Origin of the sequence: Guyparkeria hydrothermalis, from assembly GCF_023555375.1 — a bacterium.
Classification (GTDB): Bacteria; Pseudomonadota; Gammaproteobacteria; order Halothiobacillales; family Halothiobacillaceae; genus Guyparkeria; species Guyparkeria hydrothermalis.
Genome location: NZ_JAJSEE010000001.1, coordinates 567,513 through 587,972, shown reverse-complemented (window position 1 = coordinate 587,972; position 20,460 = coordinate 567,513). Strand labels below are relative to the sequence as shown.

Below are 20,460 nucleotides of genomic sequence, written 5' to 3'. Positions count from 1 at the left end.
GCCGGCCTCCGGGGAGGTCGGCGCTTTTCGTGGTCAGTGAGTCGGTGCGGGTCAGAACGGGTTGTAGGACTGTTCCTGCGTGAACTGCGTGTAGCCCACGCCGGCCCCCAGTCGCAGGCCGACGCCGACGCGAATCGGGGCGACCACGATCGACTGGCTGCGCAGGTACTGCATGCCGACCCCGCCGACGACGAACGCCGAGCCGTTGACGCCGGCGAAGCGCTGGAAGATCAGGTCCGGGCGCGGCAGGTTGTAGACCAGCATGAACACCCGGCCCGCATCGCCACCGAAGTCCCAGCCGACCGACGGTCCCTGCCAGTAGACGGTCTGTTTCTCGCCGGACTTCGCCATGAACTCGCCCATGCCGTAGCGCAGGCCGACGACGATCGCGCCGCCGCCTTCCTCGCCCTTGATGATGGCGTTGGGACGGCCGTAGTCGGCAAAGGCGCGGTCGACCGCCCGGGCGATGCCCTCGGCCGAACCGCCCAGGAAGTCGACCGCCTCCTGGGTGGTCTCGTACTTGTCGTAGCCCTCGGTCTGATCGCTGGACTGGCTGCCCTGGTCGGCGCCGCCATCGCCGTTCTGGGTTGTCGGCGCGCTCGCGCAGCCGCTCAGGAACAGAGCGACGGCCAGGGCCGCGATCGGCCCCATCAGGCGCGAGCGCGGTGCCGACGGAAAGAGACGGGGAAAGGTGAGGAGAGTGCCTTGCATGTTTCGCATAATCCCTTGTTCAGAGTGAAACGGCATGTCGAACGATATTCCTTCATGCAGACCGGGGGGGCTCGCAAAAGTTGCGTGGTCGCCTCGATCCCGGGCCGACCCGGGCCGGTTGACAACCCGCTGTTTTGTCGCAAGCATACGCGCTTTGCCACGGGAAGGCCCGACGGCATCGCCCCTTGAGGCAACTTCTGCAACGGGATGACCGAATGAGTATCAAGTCCGATCGCTGGATCCGTCGCATGGCCGAGGAGCACGGCATGATCGAGCCGTTCGAGCCCGGTCAGGTGCGCAGCATGCCCGGCCCGGACGGCAAGGCCGAGCCGATGGTGTCCTACGGGACCTCGAGCTACGGCTACGACGTGCGTTGCTCGAACCACTTCAAGGTGTTCACCAACATCAACACCACCATCGTCGACCCCAAGGCCTTCGACGAGCGCAGCTTCGTCGACGTGCATTCCGACGTCTGCATCATCCCGCCCAATTCCTTTGCCCTGGCGCATACGGTCGAGTACTTCCGTATCCCGCGTAACGTGCTGACCATCTGCCTGGGCAAGTCGAGCTACGCCCGCTGCGGGATCATCGTCAACGTCACCCCGCTCGAGCCGGAGTGGGAGGGCCACGTGACGCTGGAGTTCTCCAACACCACGCCCATCCCGGCGAAGATCTACGCCAACGAGGGTGTCGCGCAGATGCTGTTCCTCGAGTCCGACGAGGTCTGCGAGACCTCCTACAAGGACCGGGGCGGCAAGTACCAGGGGCAGCGCGGCGTGACCCTGCCGACCGCCTGATCGCCTCGAGCGCGCCACCGTCAACGCCCCCGGTGTGATGCCGGGGGCGTTTTTCGTCCTACCCCGCCGGTTCCTCGACGACGTTGAGTGCCAGCACCGGCCAGCCGCGCGCCTCGGCCTCGCGGCGCAGCACCGGGTCCGGGTCGACCGCCGCGGGATGGTCGACCTGCTCGAGCAGTGGCAGGTCGTTGCGCGAATCCGAGTAGAACCAGGTCTCCTCCGGGCGCACCTGCTGGGTCTCCAGCCATTCCTCGAGCGCGAGGATCTTGCCGTGCTGGAACGTCGGCGTGCCGGTGTAGCGACCCGTGTAGCGGCCATTACGGCGTTCGGGCTCGGTGGCCAGCAGGTGCGGGATGTCGAACAGCTCGGCGATCGGACCGGTGACGAAGGCGTTCGTCGCGGTGATCAGCATCAGGGTGTGCCCGCGGCGGCGATGGGATTCGACCAGCTCGCGCGCCGCCGGGGTGATCAGCGGGCGGATGTCCCTCTCGATGAACTCGGCCCGCCAGGCCTCCAGGTCCTCGGCCGGGTGCTCGGCCAGTGGTGCCAGCGCAAAGCGCAGGTAGGCGTCGATGTCGAGCGTGCCCTGCTGGTAGTGGCGCAGGAACTCGTCGTTGTGCCGCGCGTAGTCGTCGGCGTCGACAATGCCGTGTTCGGTCATGAAGGCACCCCAGGCGTGATCGGAATCACCGGCGAGCAGGGTGTTGTCGAGGTCGAAGATGGCGAGTTTCACGAAAGGCCTCCTGGCGGCAGGGCGCGGTGCGCCTGCCGTCATGATCGCGTTGCATCCCGGCCGTGGCCGGGTCGACGGGCGCGCATGATACCCCATCCCGTGTGGATCTTGGTCCGACGGGCGGCAAGGCGGTGCGGGGCCGGTCGAGCACGAGGGTTTCGGTCCGGCGAAAGGGCGCCGGCGCGGGGATCGGGAGGAGTGCCGCCGTCGCCGGGTGGCGGGGCGGACAGTCCCCCGGACTCGTCGTGACCCGCGCCTGCCTAGGCGCCCGGTCGCGTCGGTTTATCGCCCCGGGGTTTTGTGAAAGAATCAATGACACTTGGGTGACCGCGGACGGCCTCGTGCCGGCTCGGCGGTTTGCCCCTGCGGGGCCGCGCGCCCCGCCATTTCTGGCGACTGACTTTTGCAAGAGTGGAATCGTGATTGACCGTAGCGGCTTTCGACCCAATGTCGGGATCATCGTGTGCAACCAGCGAGGCGAGGTCTTCTGGGGCAAGCGGGTCGGGCATCGTTCCTGGCAGTTTCCGCAAGGCGGCATCAACGCCGAGGAGCGGCCGCTGGAGGCCATGTACCGTGAGCTGCGCGAGGAGGTGGGGCTGCTGCCCGAGCACGTCTCGGTGATGGCCTGGACCCGCGGCTGGCTCCGCTACCGCCTGCCGCGCAACATGGTGCGTCGTCACGTCCATCCCGTCTGCATCGGTCAGAAGCAGAAATGGTTCCTGCTGCGCCTGCGCACCGACGAGAGCGCCTTCGATCTCAATGCCTCCCACAAGCCCGAATTCGACGGCTGGGAATGGCGTCCGTTCTGGTCGATCCTGCCCGAAGTGATCTACTTCAAGCGCACCGTCTATTTCCAGGCGTTGCACCAGCTCGCCCCTTTCCTCGAGGGCGTGCCCGCCGAATGCCCGGACGAGTGCCTGCCCGAACAGCTCGAGCGGCGCATCGAGCAGGCGTCACCGGCCGGCTTGGCCGCGGCGGGGCATCGCGATGCTCGATGAACTCCGCCAGATCGTCACCGAGGTCTCGAAGTCGGCGGACCTGCGGGCGGCGCTCGACCTGATTGCCCGCCGGGTCCAGTCGGCGCTCGACGTCTCGGTCTGCTCGGTCTACGTGCTGGGCGGCGACGAGGCCGAGGCCGTCGAGCCCAGCCTGGTGCTGCAGGCGACCGAGGGCCTGAACAAGTCGATGGTCGGCCAGGTCTCGCTGGCCCTCGACGAGGGTCTGGTCGGCCTGGTCGCGCGCCGGGCGGAGGTGATCAACCTCGAGGACGCCTCGCTCCACCCGGCCTTCAAGTTCGTCACCGACATCGGCGAGGAGCCCTACCACGGCTTTCTGGGCGTGCCGATCATCCACCGCGGCGACGTGCTGGGCGTGCTGGTCGTCCAGGCCCGCGAGCGCCGCCGCTTCTCAGACGACCAGGAGTCCTTCGTGGTCACCTTGGCCACGCAGCTGGCCTCCGCCATCCGTCACGCCCGCGCCAGCGGCGAGCTGATGCGCACCGGCAACGAGCCGGGCGGCTTCGATTCGGCGTTCTCCGCCCGCGGCCTACCGGGCTCGCCGGGCGTGGTCTTCGGCACCGCGGTGGTGGTCGCCGACGGCCAGTCGCTGGAGATGGTCGAGGATCGCGAGGTCGACGACATCGACCACGAGTTGGGCGTGCTCGACAGCGCCATCGAGGCGGTCCGCCAGGAATTCGAGCAACTCAAGATCGATTTTGCGCGGGCCTCCGGTAGCGAGGAGGAGAACCTGCTGTTCGATGCCTACATCCGCATGCTCTCGGGTGGCTCGCTGGTCGAGGCGATCGAGCAGCACATCCGCGCGGGCCAGTGGGCCGGGGCCGCGTTGCGCGATGCGATCGCCGAGCACGCGGCGGTGTTCGAGCAGATGAGCGATGCCTACCTGCGTGAACGGGCCCAGGACATCCGCGATCTGGGCAACCGGGTGCTGCACAAGCTGCACGCCGAGAGTGCCGGGCCGACCGAGTGGCCGGATCAGATCGTGCTGGTGGGCAATGACCTGTCCGCCTCGCACCTGGCCGAGGTGCCCACCGAGCGGCTGGTCGGCATCGTCTCCTCGACCGGCTCGGGCTCCTCGCATCTCGCGATCCTCGCCCGCGCACTGGGTGTGCCGGCGGCGATGGGTGTGTCCGACCTGCCAATTTCCCGGCTGCGCAACAAGGAGGTGGTGGTCGACGGCTATCGCGGCCTGGTCGTGGTCCGTCCGCGCGGCTCGCTCCGTGAGGAGATGCAGCGGCTGGCCCGCGAGGAGGCGGAGCTGACCGAAGAGCTCGCCGCCCTGCGCGACGAGCCGGCACTGACCTCCGACGGCGTGCGTGTCGCCATGCACGTCAACATCGGCCTGCTCTCGGACATGGCGCCGTCGCTGACCGTCGGTGCCGAGGGCATCGGCCTGTACCGCACCGAGGTGCCGTTCCAGATCCGCAAGCAGTTCCCCGGCGAGGAGGAGCAGGCGCATATCTACCGCGAGGCGCTCGAGACCTTCGCCGGCAAGCCCGTGGTGCTACGCACGCTGGATGTGGGTGGCGACAAGCCGCTGTCGTATTTCCCCATCCGCGAGGACAACCCGTTCCTCGGCTGGCGTGGCATCCGGCTGGTGCTGGACCACCCGGAGATCTTCCTCACCCAGATCCGGGCGATGCTCAAGGCCTCGGCGGGCCTGAACAATTTGCATATCCTGCTGCCGATGATCTCGGCGGTCGACGAGCTCGACCAGTCGCTGGCCTACATCGCCCAGGCGTTCGACGAGGTGTCCGAGGAGGTCGGCGAGATCCAGCGGCCCAAGATCGGGGTGATGATCGAGGTGCCCTCGGCGGTCTACCAGGCCGACGCGCTGGCCAGCCGCTGCGACTTCCTCTCCATCGGCACCAACGATCTGACCCAGTACCTGCTCGCGATCGACCGTAACAACGAGCGGGTCGCCTCGCGCTACGACGCCCTGCATCCGGCGGTGCTCGCCGCGATCCGTGACGTCTGCTCCGCTGGCGCGCGCCAGGACTGCGAAGTGGCCGTTTGCGGCGAGCTTTCCGGCGACCCGCTTGGGGCCGTGTTGCTACTGGGGATGGGCATCCATTCGCTGTCGATGAGCGCCGGGTCGCTGCCGCGGATCAAGTGGGTGATCCGCAGCTTCTCGCACGCCGATGCCCAGGCGTTGCTCGAGGAGGCCATGCGCTGCGAACGGCCCGCCGAGATTCGCACCCTGCTGAACCAGGCGCTGGAGGATCGCGGCCTGGGCGGCCTGATCCGCGCGGGGCGTCACTGACCGCCGATCCGGGGAGATCGGTTCGGAGCTTCCCGGGGGCAATTGACTTGGCCCCGGTCGATGCCTATCATGGCGCACCTTCGTCACCGGCACGGGCCGAAACCGCTCCGGCGGACGAGGCGCGTTTGCGCGATGACGGCGAACGGAGTGTAGCGCAGTCTGGTAGCGCACCTGGTTTGGGACCAGGTGGTCGGGGGTTCGAATCCCTCCACTCCGACCAGTGAATTAGCCGAAACTTGCGCCTGTAGCTCAACCGGATAGAGCATCGGCCTTCTAAGCCGAGGGTTGCGGGTTCGAGTCCTGCCGGGCGCGCCATAAGCGCACCAGGATGAACGGTGAAAACCTTTCGATGGTGACTGTAGCTCAGTTGGTAGAGCCCCGGATTGTGATTCCGGTGGTCGTGGGTTCGAATCCCATCAGTCACCCCACCATAGCGTTGGAAAAGCCCGCCTCTCACGGCGGGCTTTTTCGTGTCCGGCGGCGTTGCGACTCACTCCTGGTCCCGATTGCGGTCGCGTTCATCCACCCGTTCGCGGGCGCGACGCAGTACCTCCTCATGGCGGTCGTTGACGTAGAGCGCGTAGCTGAGCACCTCGGCCACCGCCCGGAACAGGGCTTCGGGGATGCGGTCGCCCAGATCGATCTCCGCCAGGGCCCGAGCGAGCATCGGGTCTTCCACCGCCGGGACGTCGTTCTCGCGGGCCACCTCGATAATGCGACGGGCCAGCTCGTCCTGTCCGGTAGCCACCACCTGCGGCACGTCCGTGCCGTCGTAGGCCAGCGCGATGGCGCGCCGCGGTTTCGACTGGGTATGGCGCGTCTCGTCGCGTTCCGTCATGCCTGCTCACTCAGAAAGCCGTCTGGTGCGGACGTGCCTGCGGCCCCGTTCGTGTCGGGTTCGAGCCGTGCCCGCGCGCTCGCCGGTGGCGGGCCGGGGTAGGTGCCGAGGCGCCCGGGCGTGAGGCCCGAATCGGACAACGCCTGGGCCAGCGTCGGTCGCGTGGTCTCGAGGAGGGTGACCGTCTCTGGTTGATCGGCAAACAGGTCGACGTCGATCCGCTCGCCCTGCATCACCAGCGCCGCGTGCAGGGGCCCCAGCCGGGGCCATTCCATCGCCAGATCGATCCGCCACCGCCCGCCGCCGCTACGCGCCTCGCCCGATTCATCTTCCTCGCGGATGCCCAGGCGCAGCGCGTGGGCCTCGTTGGCCAGCTGCAGCGGGATCTCCAGCAACCAGGTCGGCTGGTTGGGACCGGTCTGCGTCCCGGCCGCCGCACCGGCCGCGCCCTGGGACAGGGCGGTGGCCAGCTGGCTGCGCTCGACCTGGTCGCCGATCCGCTGCATGAACTCGAGGGTGGCCTGGCGTGCGGCCGGGTCACGCGGGGCGAGGTCGGGCTGGGCGCGCAGGCTGCGCGCGGCCTGTTGCAGCAGGCTGCCGAGCGGGGTCTCCGTCAGCCCCTGGCCCGCGGGTGCCGGCATGGGGCCGCCGACCCCGGCCAGCGGGTTGGGTGGTCGCGCGGGGTTGTCCGCCGTGGCAAGCCAACCGGCGACCAGCCCCTGGATCAGGCGCGGTTCGCGTAGCGCCGAGAGCAGTGGCAGGAGGCCATTGAGGCCGGGCGGGACCGTCTGGGCAGAGGGCGACGAGACGGCCGGTGTCGCCAAGGCGGCGGTGGCCTGTGTCGCGGCACCGGGCCCCGTGGTCGCTGTCCCGCTGGTCACGCCCTGGCTGAGCGCCGTGCGCAGCATCGATTCGGTGGCCGCAGCACCGCCTCCGGGGCGGGTGGCCTGCAGGATCGCCGCCGGTATCGACGCGGTTGCCCCGCCCGCCGTGCCGGTTGCCTGGGACGGTGACGGGCTGGCCGGCGGCGCGGGCACCGCGGCGTTGCCTGGAGTGCCCCGGGCCGCGCCTGCCGCGGGCGAGGCCTGGGGGCTGGGCAGCGGGTTGGTCTGTGCCGGGGTGATCTGCGCCTGAGTGAATGGTGTTGGGGCGGTTTGCGCCTGGGCGAGACTGGCCGCCACGGATGTCGGGGTGGCCGGTGCGGCGGCCCCGGGGGTGTTGCTGGCACCTGCCGTGCCCACCCGCGCCAGGGCCTGGAGCAGGTTGCGGGTCAGCTGGGCCTGGTCGAGTTGACGAGGGTCCGGCGGCGGGCCGAGCGGGCGCAGGTGAACCTGTTCGCCCAATCGGGTGACCTCCAGGTCGATCGCCTGGCCCGCCTTGAGTGGGTGCTGGGTGGTGACCTGCAACTGGCCGCCGGCCACCGACAGGGTCGCGCGCTCACCCGGCCGGGCATCCGACAGCGAGATGGCGGCGAGGCGCTGCCCGGTCTGCAGGCGAAGGACCTGTCCCGCGGGGGTGGTCTGACCGGGCTGTTCGACCTTGAGAATCTTCATGCAGGCTCCGGTCGGGGGCGGTTACCGTCGATGGTAGGGCGCGCCGGTGTCGCTCACAAGCCACAGCGAGATTCACGGAATTTCCCTGTGAGTGACAATGTTTTGACATGCCACCAGGGTCACGCTAGTTTTCTCGGGAACTTTTTCGCTCCGTGATTGTCGTGGCTGCCCGCTCAAGGGTTGAGGCAGGCCGCGACGAGCGGATTGCGACAGTTTGCTCGGAACACGCACGAAGAGCCAACAAAAAACGACAAGAATCGGCGGCACCCACGACCGCCGAGCACCCAGGAGAAGAGCATGCCGCGGCCTCAACCCCTTTGCTGGATCGACAGCAAGGCGCCGGAGGCGTCGTTGCTGAACGAGCAACTGACGCTGCTCGGTTTCGACACCTGCGTCGGCTCCGACCCGGCGGGGAGCGACGGGCCGCTGTGTCGCCTGACCTTCGCGGCCGACGGCGTGGCGAACGACGACAAGATCGAGTGTGCACCCTGGGTGGTCCTGGGCGAGCTCGACGGCACCCCGACGCGTCCGCCGCAGGCCCAGCTGCCCTGGCCGGTCCCGCTGGAGACGTTGCAGGCCGTACTCGCGCCGATGAAGAGCCGTTGGCACGGCGAGCGGCTGCGCCAGGAGAACCGGGGGCTGATCGGCAGCAGCCCGGCACTCGAGGGGGTGCGTCACGAGGTGGCCCAGGTGGCGCCGACGGATGCCACCGTGCTGATCCTCGGCGAGACCGGTACCGGCAAGGAAGTGGTCGCCCGCATGATCCACATGCTCTCCGAGCGTGCCGACAAGCCCTTCGTGCCGGTCAACTGCGGCGCCATCCCCGGCGAGCTGCTCGAGTCCGAGTTGTTCGGCCACGAGAAGGGCGCCTTCACCGGGGCGATCACCCAGCGCAAGGGACGCTTCGAGCTGGCCCAGGGCGGCACCATCTTCCTCGACGAGATCGGCGACATGCCGTTCTCCATGCAGGTCAAGATCCTGCGCGTGCTCCAGGAGCGCAAGTTCGAGCGGGTCGGTGGCAGCTCCTCGTTCGATGCCGACGTGCGCATCGTGGCGGCGACGCACCGCGACCTGCTGTCCATGGTCGACGACGGCAAGTTCCGTCAGGATCTGTACTACCGCCTCAACGTCTTCCCGATCCAGACCCAACCGCTGCGCGCCCTGCGCGACGACCTGCCCGAGATCGCCAATGCCCTGGTCGAACGACTGCGGCGCGACGGGCGGCCAGCGCCCGAACTGACCGACGCGGTCATCTCGGTGCTCAAGCAGCACGACTGGCCCGGCAATGTCCGCGAGCTGGCCAACGTGCTCGAGCGCATCGGCATCCTCGCCGCGGACCGTCCGGCACGCGTGGCGGATCTGCCCGCCCACCTGCAGCATCTCGGCCCGGCCGAGCCGGAACCGGCCCCGGCCGCGCGGCAGGAGGCCGCCCAACCGGTCGATCCGCCGGCCGATTACCGGACCACCGAGCGCCTCGACCCGGACCCGCGCAGCATCTGGTCGCTGACCGAGAACATCGGCCCGCGTCTGCCGCTGACCCCGGAGGAGGTCGAGGATTGCGACCTGACCCTGCCGGAAGACGGCATCTCGCTGAAGTCGCAGCTCGAGGCGATCGAGCAGGCCTGGATCCAGGCCGCCCTGGCGCAGGCCGATGCCGTGGTCGCCCGGGCCGCGCGCCTGCTGGGCATCCGGCGGACCACCCTGGTCGAGAAGATGCGTAAGTATCAGATCGGCTGAGCCGCGATCGGTCGATCCCTTGGCCCTTTTGGCACACCTCGTGCAAGTGACTGCGCAAGTCAATCCGCGACAGTCAACGAGGTGGGTCCATGAGCGGCAACGACATGTCCGTCGACCAGATCCTTTCCCAGATGCAGCAGCTGCGTACTCAGGCCACCCAGCGCCCGGCCGGCCCGGAGGCCGTCAATCCGGCGGCGCAGGGCGTCAATGAGGTCGAACGCAGCAATTTCGCCGATGCCCTGACCCAGGCGGTCGGGCAGGTCAACGAGCTGCAGCAGACCACGGGCGATCTCAAAAACCGGCTGCAGGCGGGTGACGACCAGGTGACGCTCACCGAGGTCATGCTCGCCTCGCAACGATCTTCCGTGGCCTTCGAGGCGACCCTGCAGGTGCGCAATCGACTGGTTCAGGCCTACGAGAAGGTCATGAACATGCCGCTCTGATGCCTCGTTCTATCCCGTCACCCGTATTCTCCTGATTCGGACATAACGTCATGGCCCAAGGTTCTGCTATCACCACCACCCCGACCGGCAGCGGCGAGAGCCCGCGCTGGATCCGGCAGATGGATGCGTTCACGCAGTCGTCAAGTTTCCGACAGTTGCTGCTGCTGATCGCGTTGGCGGCGGTGATCTCCTTCATGGTCGGCTTCTTCCTCTGGGGCAGCGGCAAGTCGATGGTGCCGCTGTATCAGTCGCTGGACGCGCAGTCCTCCGCCGAGGTGGTCGAGGCACTCAAGACCGCGGGCGAGCCCTATGAGCTGGCCGCCGACGGCACGGTAATGGTGGGCGCCGATCGCCTGCCGGAGATCCGCATGCTGATGGCCCAGCAGGGGTTGCCGGGCGGTGATGGCGTCGGGCTGGAGATGCTCAACCAGGACCAGTCGCTCGGCACCAGTCAGTTCATCGAGCAGGCGCGCTACCGCCGCGCGATCGAGACCGAGCTGGCCCGTTCGATCCAGACGATCGGTGCGATCCGCGCCGCGCGGGTGCACATCGCCCAGCCGGAGAAGTCGGTGTTCGTGCGCGACCGCAAGACGCCCACCGCCTCGGTCGTGGTCGACATCAAGGGCGGCAGCACGCTCAGCCGAGGCCAGGTCAACGGCATCGTTCACCTGGTGGCGTCCAGCATTAACGACCTCTCGCCCGAGAACGTCAGCGTGGTCGACCAGGGCGGCAACCTGCTGACCAATACCGGCGACGATGCCGCCGGCATGGGTCTGACCAGCCGCCAGTTCCAGTACCGTCAGAATCTTGAACAGGCCTACGCGCGGCGGATCGAGTCGTTGCTCGCCCCGATCGTGGGCTCGGATCGCGTTCGCGCGCAGGTCTCCGCCGAGATCGACTTCTCCCGTCGCGAGGGCACCAGCCAGACCTACGGGCCGGGCGAGGGCGTGCTCCTGAGCGAGCAGGTCAACGAGACCGTCCGCTCGCTGGGGGGAGGCGATGGCGTGGTCGGCATGCCGGGGGCGATCGCCAACCAGCCGCCGGGTGGCGGCGAGGTCAACCCGGACGGTGGCGAGGGTGGCCTGGTGCCGCCGCAGGATCTGACCGTCGAGGAATTCCAGACCCTGGTGCAGACGCCGATCGACAGCGACCGTAACGAGACGCGCAACTACAACGTCGATCGCAACATCGAGCACACCCAGTTCGCCAGCGGCCAGATTGAAAAGCTCAGTGTCGCGGTCCTGCTCGACGAGAACGCAACCAGCGGCGAGGCGCCGGCCGATGCCGAGGACGAGGCCGCCGCGGAGGCGGCCGCCCAGGCCCGCACCGAGCGCCTGGAGAAGATGCGCGCGCTGGTGGCCCAGTCGGTGGGTATCGACGAGGCGCGTGGCGACCAGGTCACGCTGAGCACCTTCCCGTTCGTCGACCAGGACATCGAGCCGGTGACCACGCCGGTCTGGGAACAGGGCTGGTTCTGGGCGACCCTGAAGAACGCCGGCATCGGTCTGGCCATGCTGCTGGTCTTCCTGCTGGTTGCCCGACCGCTGTTGAAGATGCTGGCTGAGAGCCGTCGCGAACGGGTGGCTACCTCGACCGAGCTCACCGACCAGTCCGGACATCAGGGGCCGCAGTACACTATGCCGACGCAGTATCCGGACGAGCGCCGCGCGCAGCCCGAGGGCGAGGACTACGACGAGGATGATCTCTCCAACGTGCCCGAGCTGATCGGCAACGCCAGCTACACCGACAAGCTGCGCCAGCTGCGCAAGAGCGTCAACCACGATCCCAAGGCGGTCGCTGCCGTGATCAAGCAGTGGACCCACGAGGAGAACTGATTTCCATGGCCCAGGCACCCGACACCAACCTCCCGCAGGAAAGCCCGCTCTCCGGCCTGAAAGGCCCGGAAAAGGCGGCCATCCTGATGATGGCGCTGGGCGAGGAATCCGCGGCGCACGTTTTCGGTCACCTCGACCCGCGTGAGGTGCAGAAGATCGGCCAGGCGATGGCCGTTCTCAAGAACGTCACCCGCCCGCAGATCCAGGCCGCCCTGGACGAATTCTCCGACGATCTCGAGAACCAGACCGGTCTCGCGCTGGGCTCGAACGACTACATCCGCAACGTGCTCACCCGGGCGCTGGGCGAGGACAAGGCCGCCGGCCTGCTCGAGCGGATCTCCTCGCAGGGCAACCGCCGCAACCTCGAGTTCCTCAAGTGGATGGACGCGCGCTCGATCGCCGAGATCATCCGCTACGAGCACCCGCAGATCATCGCCATCGTGCTCTCGCACCTGGAAAGCGACCAGGCCGCGGAGATCCTGCAGATGCTGCCGGAGAACACCCGCACCGACATCGTGCTGCGGATCGCGCACCTCGAAGGCGTCTCGCCGCAGGCCCTCGAAGAGCTCGACGACATCATGGAGCGTCAGGCGTCCGGCACCCAGGGTGGCAAGTCCTCCAAGGTCGGCGGCGTGAAGATCGCCGCCGGCATCATGAACTTCCTCGAATCCAACGTCGAAGAGGAGCTGATGGGCCGGGTCAAGGAGACCGACGAGGACCTGGGTACCCAGATCGAGGACCTGATGTTCGTCTTCGCCAACCTGGTCGACGTCGAGGACCGCAGCCTGCAGATCCTGCTGCGCGAGGTGCCGGCCGACAAGCTGCTGCTGGCGATGAAGGGGGCCGACTCCGAGCTCAAGGAGAAGATCTTCCACAACATGTCCCGTCGCGCCGCCGAGATGATGCGCGACGATCTCGAGACCCTGGGTCCGACACGTCTGGCCGACGTGGAGGCCGCGCAGAAGGAAATCCTGCAGGTTGCCCGTCAGTTGTCCGACGAGGGCAAGATCGCCCTGGGTGGCGGAGGTGGCGATGAGTTCATCTGACGACGCCCCGACCCTGACCCGCCCGCTCGAGGCCACCGACTGGCAGGAGCTGGTGGATGCCTGGGAGCTGCCGGATTTCAGCGCCGAGCCGGTCGAGGAGGCGGGCGACCAGGTCGATCCGGCCACCGCCGAGGAACTGGCCGAGGCGCGAGCCGAGGCGGAGAAACGCGGTTACGAGACGGGTCTGAAGAAGGGACGCGATGCCGGCTACCAGGAGGGCCTGGCCGCCGCGCGTGAAGAGATCCAGGCAATCGAGAACCGCCTGCGCGGCTGGCTCTCGCACCTGGAGCGGCCGCTGGCCTTGCTCGACGACGAGGTCACCGAACAGCTCACGGCCCTGGCGACCCAGATCGCCCGGGTGATGGTGGCCCGCGAGGTCCAGGCCGACAACAGTGGCCTGCCGTCGATCGCCCGCGAGGCCCTGGCGGCCCTGCCGGTATCGGTCCGCTCGGTGACCCTGCGCTGCGCACCCGCCGACGAGGCGTCCCTGCGCGAGCTGATCGACGATGCGCGTTTCGAGCGCCTCGATCTGCGCGCCGATGCCACCGTCAGTGCCGGCGGGGTGATCGTCGAGTCGGGCGATGCCCGGGTGGATGCCAGCCTGGCCAATCGCTGGGCGGCCACGCTCGATCACCTGATCGGTCGGGTCTACCCCGGCCCGGACCAGCCCGTCCCGGAAACGGCCGCCACCCCATCGGGGTCGGCTCAATCCGACGAACCGGCCGAGGCCCCGGCACAACCCAACGAGACCTCGTCGGATGGGCCGGATGCCGATCCGGGTACCGATCACGACTCGGCACCCGCGAGCGATGCCCCGCGATCGGAGGAGCGCGACGATGACTGATCCCGGACTGCGCGATCCCAGTGCCGATGTCTCGCTGAACTGGGCGCGACGCCTGATGGGGACGACCGCGCGGGTGGATGCCCCGGCGGCGGCCTCCGAGGGGCGAATCGTGCGCGTGGTGGGCCTGGCGCTGGAGGCCCGCGGTCTCTCGGCGCTGATCGGCGATCAATGCGAGGTGACCGACCCGCAGGGGCGGCGCTTCGAGGCCGAGGTGGTGGGCTTTGCCGAGGAGGCGACCTACCTGATGCCGCTGGAGACCACCCAGGGCGTCGGTCCGGGCTGCCGGGTCAAGAACCTCGGCGCGGCCAGCCGCGTGCCGATGGGCGAACAACTGCTCGGCCGGGTGCTCGACGCCCGTGGCCGGCCGATCGACGACGGCGAGCGGTTGACCGGGGATGCCTCGGTCAACCTGCATGGCCGGCCGATCAACCCCTTGAAGCGCCGCGAGATCACCGAGCCGCTGGACGTCGGCGTGCGAGCGATCAATGCCCTGATGACGGTCGGCCGCGGCCAGCGCATGGGTATCTTCGCGGGCTCCGGTGTGGGCAAGAGTGTGCTGCTCGGCATGATGACCCGCTACACCCGAGCGCAGATCATCGTGGTCGGTCTGGTGGGCGAGCGGGGCCGCGAGGTCGCCGAGTTCGTCAGCGAGATCCTCGACGACGAGGCGCGCGAGCGCGCGGTCGTGGTGGCCGCGCCCGCCGACAGCTCGGCCTTGATGCGTTTGCACGGCGCGAACCTGGCCAGCTCGATCGCCGAGCATTTCCGCGACCAGGGTTTCGACGTGTTGCTCTTGATGGATTCGCTGACCCGCTACGCGCAGGCCCAGCGGGAGATCGGTCTCGCGATCGGCGAGCCGCCGGCGACCAAGGGCTATCCGCCCTCGGTGTTCGCGCACCTGCCCAAGCTGGTCGAGCGTGCCGGCAACAGCGAGAACCGCCAGGGCAGTCTCACCGCCTTTTACACCGTGCTCGTCGAGGGTGACGACCTGAACGACCCGGTGGCCGATGCCGCGCGGGCGATCCTCGATGGGCACATCGTGCTCTCGCGCGAGATCGCCGAGCGCGGTCGATTCCCGGCGATCGACGTCGAGGCCTCGATCTCCCGGCTGATGCCCAAGCTGGTCGACCCGGATCATCTATCCTTGATGCGGCGATTCAAGGAGTTGGCGGCGACCTATCGCGAGAACCGCGACCTGATCGCCGTGGGGGCCTATCGCCGTGGCCAGGACGCGCGCCTCGACCGGGTGATCGACATCCAGCCCGACCTCGAGGCCTTCCTGTCGCAGTCGATGAACGAGCCGGCCGACATGCCTTCGAGCATCGACGCACTGGTCGACCTGCTGCATTCGGATTGACGGGGTGAGCGAGCATGAGTGACACGCAACGTCTGAAATCCCTCGGCAATGCCGGGCGGGTGATGGGCCACCAGGCCGATCTCGCCAGCCGTCGCCGTCGTGAGGTGCAGCGGGAGCTTGACGCCCAGCGCCAGCGGCTGGCCGACCTCGAGGGCTACTTCACTGAATACACCAACAACCTGGGGTTTGCCGCCGAGGGGCGTAATCGCGCCTTCGCGCTGCAGAACTACCGGCAGTTCATGGCCCGGATCGAGGAAACCATCGAGCATCAGCGCAAGGTGGTCCGCGACCTGGAAGAACAACTGAGCCAGCGGTCCAATGATGCCCGCGAGGCGCATGCGCGCAACGAGTCGGTCGACCGTCTGAGCCAGCGCTATCGTGATTCGATCCGGCGCCGTGCCGATCGGGCCGAGCAGCAGGTAATGGATCAGCATGGCGCGGCCAAGGCCGCGCGCGGGGGCGGAACAGGGGGAATGCAATGAGTCAGATCGGCGAAGGCAAGACAGGCATCGAGGGGCTGGGCCGCCTGCTCGGTACGGGCGAGGGCAAGGCCGGCCGGCTGGCCGCGGGTCTTGGTGGCGGGTCGCGCGAGGAATTCGCCCGCCTGATGGCCTCGGCGCAGGGTCGTTTCAAGGCCGATGGTCCGATCGAGGGGGCGGGAGCCGCGACGAAGGGCGGCCCGGGCGCCTCGGGCGGCAAGGCGTTTGCCGAGGCGTTGGAGGGATTGGCCGATCAGCTGGCCAAGCTGCGCGAGGCGCTGGGCGGCGCGGCAGGGAAGGGGGCGTCCGCTGGCCAGGCCGGGGCGGATGCCGAGCCGGCCGGGATCGACTCGTTGCGCTCGGCGCTGGACGATCTGGTCGGTGAGCTTGAGGAACGTATCGCCCGCCTTGAGGGCGGGCCGGGAGCGGGTCGGATGCCGGGTGCCGGCGAGGACCCGGCCGGTGGCCGATCGTTTGTCGGGGGCTGGCCGGGGGCGGAAGGCGCCCGCCAGCCAGGAGTCCCAGATGGTGGCCAAGCTGGTGGCGAGGGTGATGCGTTGCTCGAATCGACGGCCGGGACGTCGTCAACGATGGCCGAACTCGGTGCCCAGGTGGAGGCGCTGACCGAGGCGCTGGCAAGCCTCAGGCAGTCATTCGACACGGACCAGGCGCAAGCGCCCGCTGCGCTGGAGGGCCTGATGGATCGCCTGGCGAGCCTGCGTGACGGTCTGGTCGATGCCCGGGCCGAGCTCCAGGGCGGCCGCGCCGGCGATGCCTCCGCGATGCCTGCCGGCCTCCTGGGGCAGATGCAGGCACTGGAGCAGGCATTGCAGCGGGCCCAGGCGGCTGCCGGTGGCGAGGTCCTGGCGGCCCGCGGCATGGCGGCGTCTCGTGGCGATGGGCAAGCCGGCTGGGACGGGAATTGGCGCTTTGCCGAAACGGGGCGTCGTGCGGCCGGGTCGAACGAGTCCGTGCGGCTGGGTGGTAACGCCGGCGCCGAGTCGGCCCGGAATGCGGATTGGACCGGCGGGCCGGTCAGTGCCGCGCTGGGCCTGACCGGCAGCGAGGCGAGTACCGTGGCACGCGAGCGCGCCCCGCTGACTCGCTGGTCGGCACTCAACGGGTTGCAGGGGCAGGGTGCCCCGCGTGGTGAGTCGGAGTCCGCCTTGAGTGGAAACCCGAATGCCACCACCGGTCTGGCTGGCAGCCCCGCGTCGATGACGTCCAGCGCCGCGCCGGGCTCGGGCATCTTCACCGGGCAGGCGGCGGCCGGGACCCCCAACCCCCAGATGCCGGCGCAGTTGGGCCAGCAGATCCAGTGGATGGTCGGCAAGGGGGTCTCCAAGGCGAGTATCGAACTGCGGCCTGCCGATCTCGGGCCGCTGAAGATCGCGATCGAGACCCAGGGAGACGAGACCCGCATCGCACTGACGGCCACCAACGCCACCGCGCAGGGCCTGCTCGAACAGCAGTTGCCTCGCCTCAAGGAATGGTTGCAGGAGGCCGGCCTTGCCAATAGCGAGGTCGAGGTCGATCTTGGTCAGGAAAGCGACTTCGGCCAGCAATTGGCCGATGCCGACGAGGGTGGCGAGTCCAACACGGGTGAGGCCGGCGGGGGCGCCGGCCAGTCCGGTGATGCGGATGCGGCCGAACTGGCCGCCGTCGGTGCTGACGGGGCGGATGGCAGCGATGATCGAGGCGCCGGGCGTCTGGTCCTCGACCTGTTTGCCTGACGCGCCCCGGGGCGACTCGAGCGGAAGATGGTCCGGTGATGGGGGCGGCGTGCAATACACGCCGTCCCGAGCCAGGCGGGTTTCTTCGGGTTGACTTGGCTGGGGGGGTGATTTACCCGAGTTGGCATGCGCGGGGTGGTTTTTTCCAAGGGGCCGCCAGGCGACCCCTTTTTTGATTCGCGCCCCTGCGGTCATTGCCCGTTCGAGTGGTGGTTGTTGCCGTTTGGAAATAATTCGGGATGCGTTTTCGTGTGTGTGGGGTTCGAAGAAACATGGGCGTTATCAACGTTGACGAGCCGAATGGGCTCGGGAGTGATCTTTCTATTCAACGGGTTTTATCTCCCGGGGCGTTGACCGGTCTGATTTAATGGGCTAGATTTCCGGGGTATCGGGCCGGGCCATGGAAAGCGCGGCTTTCTCCGTCGAGAGTGTCGATTCGATTGAATCCCATTCCGCCCATTACGTTTTCGCCCATTATTTTTCGGGGGTAGTTATCCAGATGAGCCAATTCGACGTAAAGAACCTGTCGGCCGACGAACTCAAGAAACTGGTCAATGACGCCGAGCAGGCCCTGCGCGAGCGCAGCAAGCAACGCGTGATGGAGTTGCGCCGCGAGGCCGAGGCCCTGGCCAACGAGCTCAACACCACCGTGGCCGATATCTTTGGCCTGGAAAAGGGCAGCAAGCAGGCGGGCAAGAAACTGCCGGCCAAGTACATGAACCCGGCCAACCCGTCGCAGACCTGGTCCGGCCGCGGCAAGCGCCCCAACTGGCTGGTCGACGAGCTCAACAAGGGCAAGAAGCTCGAGGACTTCCGCATCTGAGTTGTCGATTCCGGTCGATGACCGGAATGGCACGAATCGAGAGGGCCCTGCCGAACGGCAGGGCCTTTTTTTAAGGAAACTCTGCACGATTTGATGACGTCTCTGCGGGACCTCCAAGGGCCCAGATGCAAGGCGCAGTCCGCCGTGAAGGGCCGTGGGCCCTTTACTAGGGCTGCAACGCCGCAGATGGGGCCCTTGGAGGTCCGCCCGGATGGGGCTTGCGGGTTTGCGCGCACTCGTCGTTGCCGTCCCTCGACGGGCAATGAGCCCGTCTTCGGTTCGGCGCCTCGATTGCGAACAAACCCGCGAGCCAGAGGTGCCATAAAATCGTGCAGAGTTTCCTTAATTGCCTCGGCCTTCCTGCCCAAGATGTTTGACGAGCCATTCGGGTGGCTTGTCGATTTTCTCCAGGCAGTGTCGCGCGGCGCGGTCGATCACGCCGTGTTCGTGATAAAGCCCTTCCTTTTCCGCCCATTCGCGGATTTCCCCTTCCAGGATGCCGTGGTGCTTTGCCACACTGATTAACTGCACCACGCCATCCCGGTGCCACTTGGCCTGCGAGTGGCTTTTTTCTTCCTGGGTTTCGGCGACGGCCACCGACGCGGCGGCGATCAGCGGCGCGCCTTCCTCCTGGCGGGCGGCGTCGCTGGCCAGCAGTCGGGCGGCCAGCGGGCAGGTCACCTCGGCGGGTGCTCGCAATGCCAGCGCGGCGGTGAACGCGAGTCGTAGGCGTTGCGGGTCATCGCCGACCTGGTCGACGAGTCGGTTGAGCACGGTGCGATAGTCGCCTGCCTCGACCATCAGGGCCAGGCCACGCTCGCGCATCGCGGGGTCCAGGTGGCCGCCGAGCCCGTCGAGCACCCGCCGCCACAACCCGAGGCGGTTGTCGTCCAGATGGGGGCAGAGGATCTCGACCGCCTCCTCGGCACCGCCCTGTTCGACCAATTGCTCGATCAGCATCTCGGCCGCCTGCTCGAGCCAGGCCGGCTCGTCGCAGCGCGCGGCGGTTTCCACCGCGTCAGTCAGGGGTCGAACGGCCTTGAACAGGCTGCCCTGACGGCGCAGAAGCGTGGCCAGATCCAGGTGCACCTGGGTGGCGATCTCGGGCGGCAGCGCGGCAAACTCGGGGTGATTGACGAGCTCGCTCAGGCGGTCGATCGCCTCGGCTACCTCGCCCCGCGCGGCCAGGGCCAGCGCCAGGGTATGGGTCAGTCCCGGGTCCCAGGCCTCGGCCAGCAGGCTCTGGGCGAGCGCGGCGGCCTCCTCGAGCCGCCCTTCGCCGATCAACGTCACGGCAAGACCGTCGCCGATCTCGAAGCGGCGCGGGTCGTGGCAGCGGCGCATCCAGTCGAGCAGCCAGGGCATTTGCTCGCGTTCGAGGCGGTCGGCCTGCCAGGCCTGGTCGTAGAACCAGTCGATCACGCCGGCGGCTTGGTCGCAGTCCACGGCGCTGGCGGCGGGATCGGTCATCTGGCTGCGCAGGGTGTCGAGGGGAGCGGGGAGCGATTCGGGCATGGTCGGGCTCGAGGCAAGAGTGTGATTGGAACGAGTGAGGCGTTCGAAGTCTACCCGAGTCCCCCGCGGATGACGGGCTTCAAATCACGCTCGCCTCGACACCGCCTGCGGTTTCTTTATACTCCGCCGCCGGAGTTGGCTAGATTGTCGCGGCGTCCCTAGCGGACGTCGAGGAAAGTCCGGGCTCCATAGGGCACGGTGCCAGGTAACGCCTGGGCGGCGCGAGTCGACGGAAAGTGCAGCAGAGAGTAGACCGCCGATGGCCACCGCAAGGTGGTACAGGTAAGGGTGAAAGGGTGCGGTAAGAGCGCACCGCACGCGTGGTAACACGTCGTGGCACGGTAAACCCCACCGGGAGCAAGGCCAAATAGGGGAACGATGGCGTGGCCCGCGCTGTTCCCGGGTAGGCTGCTCGAGCGCGACGGTGACGTCGCGCCCAGATGAATGGCAATCCACGACAGAACCCGGCTTACCGGCCGACTCCACCCCATTTCGTGCTGCCGGCGGAACGATCCGTTTCCGTCGGCCGACGCGGCGGATCGCCGCCCAGGCGTCACGGCAGGAACGCTCGCCCCCCGACGTCCTTCCGTGCCCGATTTTTCTCCCACTTTCCCCCACCGGCATTCCCGTGCGGCCCGAATGCGGCCCCGCGCATCCTCGTGCGCTTTGTTATCTATGCGTGGTAACCCTCTGTTTTTATCTGAAAACAGGGTCCCGTTTTCTGTTTCTTTGTCGGC

At 68.0% G+C, this 20,460-nt stretch carries 17 protein-coding genes, 3 tRNA genes and 1 other RNA gene; 16 read left to right on the top strand and 5 right to left on the bottom strand.

The features are described 5' to 3' along the window. Nucleotides 1-51: 51 nt before the first annotated feature. Entirely contained in the window at nt 52-711 is a 660-nt protein-coding gene (locus tag LV475_RS02580; RefSeq protein ID WP_247709474.1) for a DUF1134 domain-containing protein, read from the bottom strand. 215 nt (nt 712-926) lie between these two features. On the opposite strand from LV475_RS02580, the gene dcd reads away from it, so the two are divergent. Next, a complete protein-coding gene (dcd, locus tag LV475_RS02575) occupies nt 927-1,508 on the top strand; it encodes a dCTP deaminase (RefSeq protein WP_250105711.1) in 582 nt (193 codons plus the stop codon). 58 nt (nt 1,509-1,566) lie between these two features. Here the strand turns inward: dcd and LV475_RS02570 are convergent, their stop codons facing one another. Further along, nucleotides 1,567-2,241, bottom strand: a complete 675-nt coding sequence (locus LV475_RS02570; protein WP_136866396.1) for a histidinol-phosphatase — start codon at nt 2,239-2,241, stop codon at nt 1,567-1,569. Between the two features lie 419 nt (nt 2,242-2,660). On the opposite strand from LV475_RS02570, the gene LV475_RS02565 reads away from it, so the two are divergent. The 5 genes from LV475_RS02565 to LV475_RS02545 all read left to right on the top strand — a co-directional run bounded on the left by LV475_RS02565 (nt 2,661) and on the right by LV475_RS02545 (nt 5,948). Next, on the top strand, nt 2,661-3,239 hold the full coding sequence (locus LV475_RS02565; protein WP_136866395.1) for an RNA pyrophosphohydrolase: 579 nt from the start codon (nt 2,661-2,663) through the stop codon (nt 3,237-3,239). Continuing rightward, nucleotides 3,229-5,520 carry a phosphoenolpyruvate--protein phosphotransferase gene (ptsP, locus tag LV475_RS02560; RefSeq protein ID WP_136866394.1) on the top strand — a complete coding sequence of 764 codons (2,292 nt, stop codon included), beginning with the start codon at nt 3,229-3,231 and terminating at the stop codon, nt 5,518-5,520. The genes LV475_RS02565 and ptsP overlap by 11 nt, the downstream gene beginning before the upstream one ends. A gap of 143 nt (nt 5,521-5,663) precedes the next feature. Then, a tRNA-Pro gene (locus LV475_RS02555) sits at nt 5,664-5,740 on the top strand. Nucleotides 5,741-5,758: 18 nt separating this feature from the next. Further along, nucleotides 5,759-5,835: transfer RNA gene (locus LV475_RS02550), tRNA-Arg, on the top strand. A 37-nt stretch (nt 5,836-5,872) separates the two neighbouring features. Then, nucleotides 5,873-5,948 (top strand) — tRNA-His (locus LV475_RS02545). Between the two features lie 62 nt (nt 5,949-6,010). Here LV475_RS02545 and LV475_RS02540 read toward each other — a convergent pair. Then, on the bottom strand, nt 6,011-6,358 hold the full coding sequence (locus tag LV475_RS02540; RefSeq protein WP_156574759.1) for an EscU/YscU/HrcU family type III secretion system export apparatus switch protein: 348 nt from the start codon (nt 6,356-6,358) through the stop codon (nt 6,011-6,013). Continuing rightward, on the bottom strand, nt 6,355-7,911 hold the full coding sequence (gene fliK / locus LV475_RS02535) for a flagellar hook-length control protein FliK (RefSeq protein ID WP_250105710.1): 1,557 nt from the start codon (nt 7,909-7,911) through the stop codon (nt 6,355-6,357). Before fliK ends, LV475_RS02540 begins: the two co-directional genes overlap by 4 nt. Before the next feature lie 297 nt (nt 7,912-8,208). Between fliK and LV475_RS11020 the strand changes: the two genes are divergently transcribed. The 9 genes from LV475_RS11020 (at nt 8,209) to LV475_RS02490 (ending at nt 18,208) form a co-directional block, all read left to right on the top strand. Then, nucleotides 8,209-9,648 (top strand): sigma-54 interaction domain-containing protein, encoded by a 1,440-nt coding sequence (locus LV475_RS11020; RefSeq protein ID WP_284047157.1) that lies wholly within the window; start codon nt 8,209-8,211, stop codon nt 9,646-9,648. Nucleotides 9,649-9,737: 89 nt separating this feature from the next. After that, on the top strand, nt 9,738-10,091 hold the full coding sequence (gene fliE, locus LV475_RS02525) for a flagellar hook-basal body complex protein FliE (protein ID WP_197039112.1): 354 nt from the start codon (nt 9,738-9,740) through the stop codon (nt 10,089-10,091). 50 nt (nt 10,092-10,141) lie between these two features. Beyond that, a complete protein-coding gene (fliF, locus tag LV475_RS02520; protein ID WP_250105709.1) occupies nt 10,142-11,926 on the top strand; it encodes a flagellar basal-body MS-ring/collar protein FliF in 1,785 nt (594 codons plus the stop codon). A gap of 5 nt (nt 11,927-11,931) precedes the next feature. Further along, a complete protein-coding gene (gene fliG, locus LV475_RS02515) occupies nt 11,932-12,972 on the top strand; it encodes a flagellar motor switch protein FliG (protein WP_136866389.1) in 1,041 nt (346 codons plus the stop codon). Next, nucleotides 12,959-13,816, top strand: coding sequence for a FliH/SctL family protein (locus tag LV475_RS02510; protein ID WP_250105708.1), 858 nt, complete (start codon nt 12,959-12,961; stop codon nt 13,814-13,816). The genes fliG and LV475_RS02510 overlap by 14 nt, the downstream gene beginning before the upstream one ends. Beyond that, on the top strand, nt 13,809-15,173 hold the full coding sequence (gene fliI, locus LV475_RS02505; protein ID WP_211238781.1) for a flagellar protein export ATPase FliI: 1,365 nt from the start codon (nt 13,809-13,811) through the stop codon (nt 15,171-15,173). The genes LV475_RS02510 and fliI overlap by 8 nt, the downstream gene beginning before the upstream one ends. 14 nt (nt 15,174-15,187) lie before the next feature. Beyond that, nucleotides 15,188-15,655, top strand: coding sequence for a flagellar export protein FliJ (gene fliJ, locus LV475_RS02500; protein ID WP_156574748.1), 468 nt, complete (start codon nt 15,188-15,190; stop codon nt 15,653-15,655). After that, entirely contained in the window at nt 15,652-17,385 is a 1,734-nt protein-coding gene (locus tag LV475_RS02495) for a flagellar hook-length control protein FliK (protein WP_250105707.1), read from the top strand. Before fliJ ends, LV475_RS02495 begins: the two co-directional genes overlap by 4 nt. A 499-nt stretch (nt 17,386-17,884) precedes the next feature. Further along, nucleotides 17,885-18,208 carry an H-NS histone family protein gene (locus LV475_RS02490; protein WP_156574744.1) on the top strand — a complete coding sequence of 108 codons (324 nt, stop codon included), beginning with the start codon at nt 17,885-17,887 and terminating at the stop codon, nt 18,206-18,208. A gap of 342 nt (nt 18,209-18,550) precedes the next feature. On the opposite strand, the gene LV475_RS02485 is transcribed toward LV475_RS02490, so the two are convergent. Continuing rightward, nucleotides 18,551-19,723: a hypothetical protein gene (locus LV475_RS02485; protein WP_250105706.1), complete on the bottom strand. Its 1,173-nt coding sequence runs from the start codon at nt 19,721-19,723 to the stop codon at nt 18,551-18,553. Nucleotides 19,724-19,854: 131 nt separating this feature from the next. Here LV475_RS02485 and rnpB point away from each other — a divergent pair. Then, nucleotides 19,855-20,211: RNase P RNA component class A (gene rnpB / locus LV475_RS02480), an RNA gene on the top strand. The last annotated feature ends 249 nt before the right edge of the window (nt 20,212-20,460 follow it).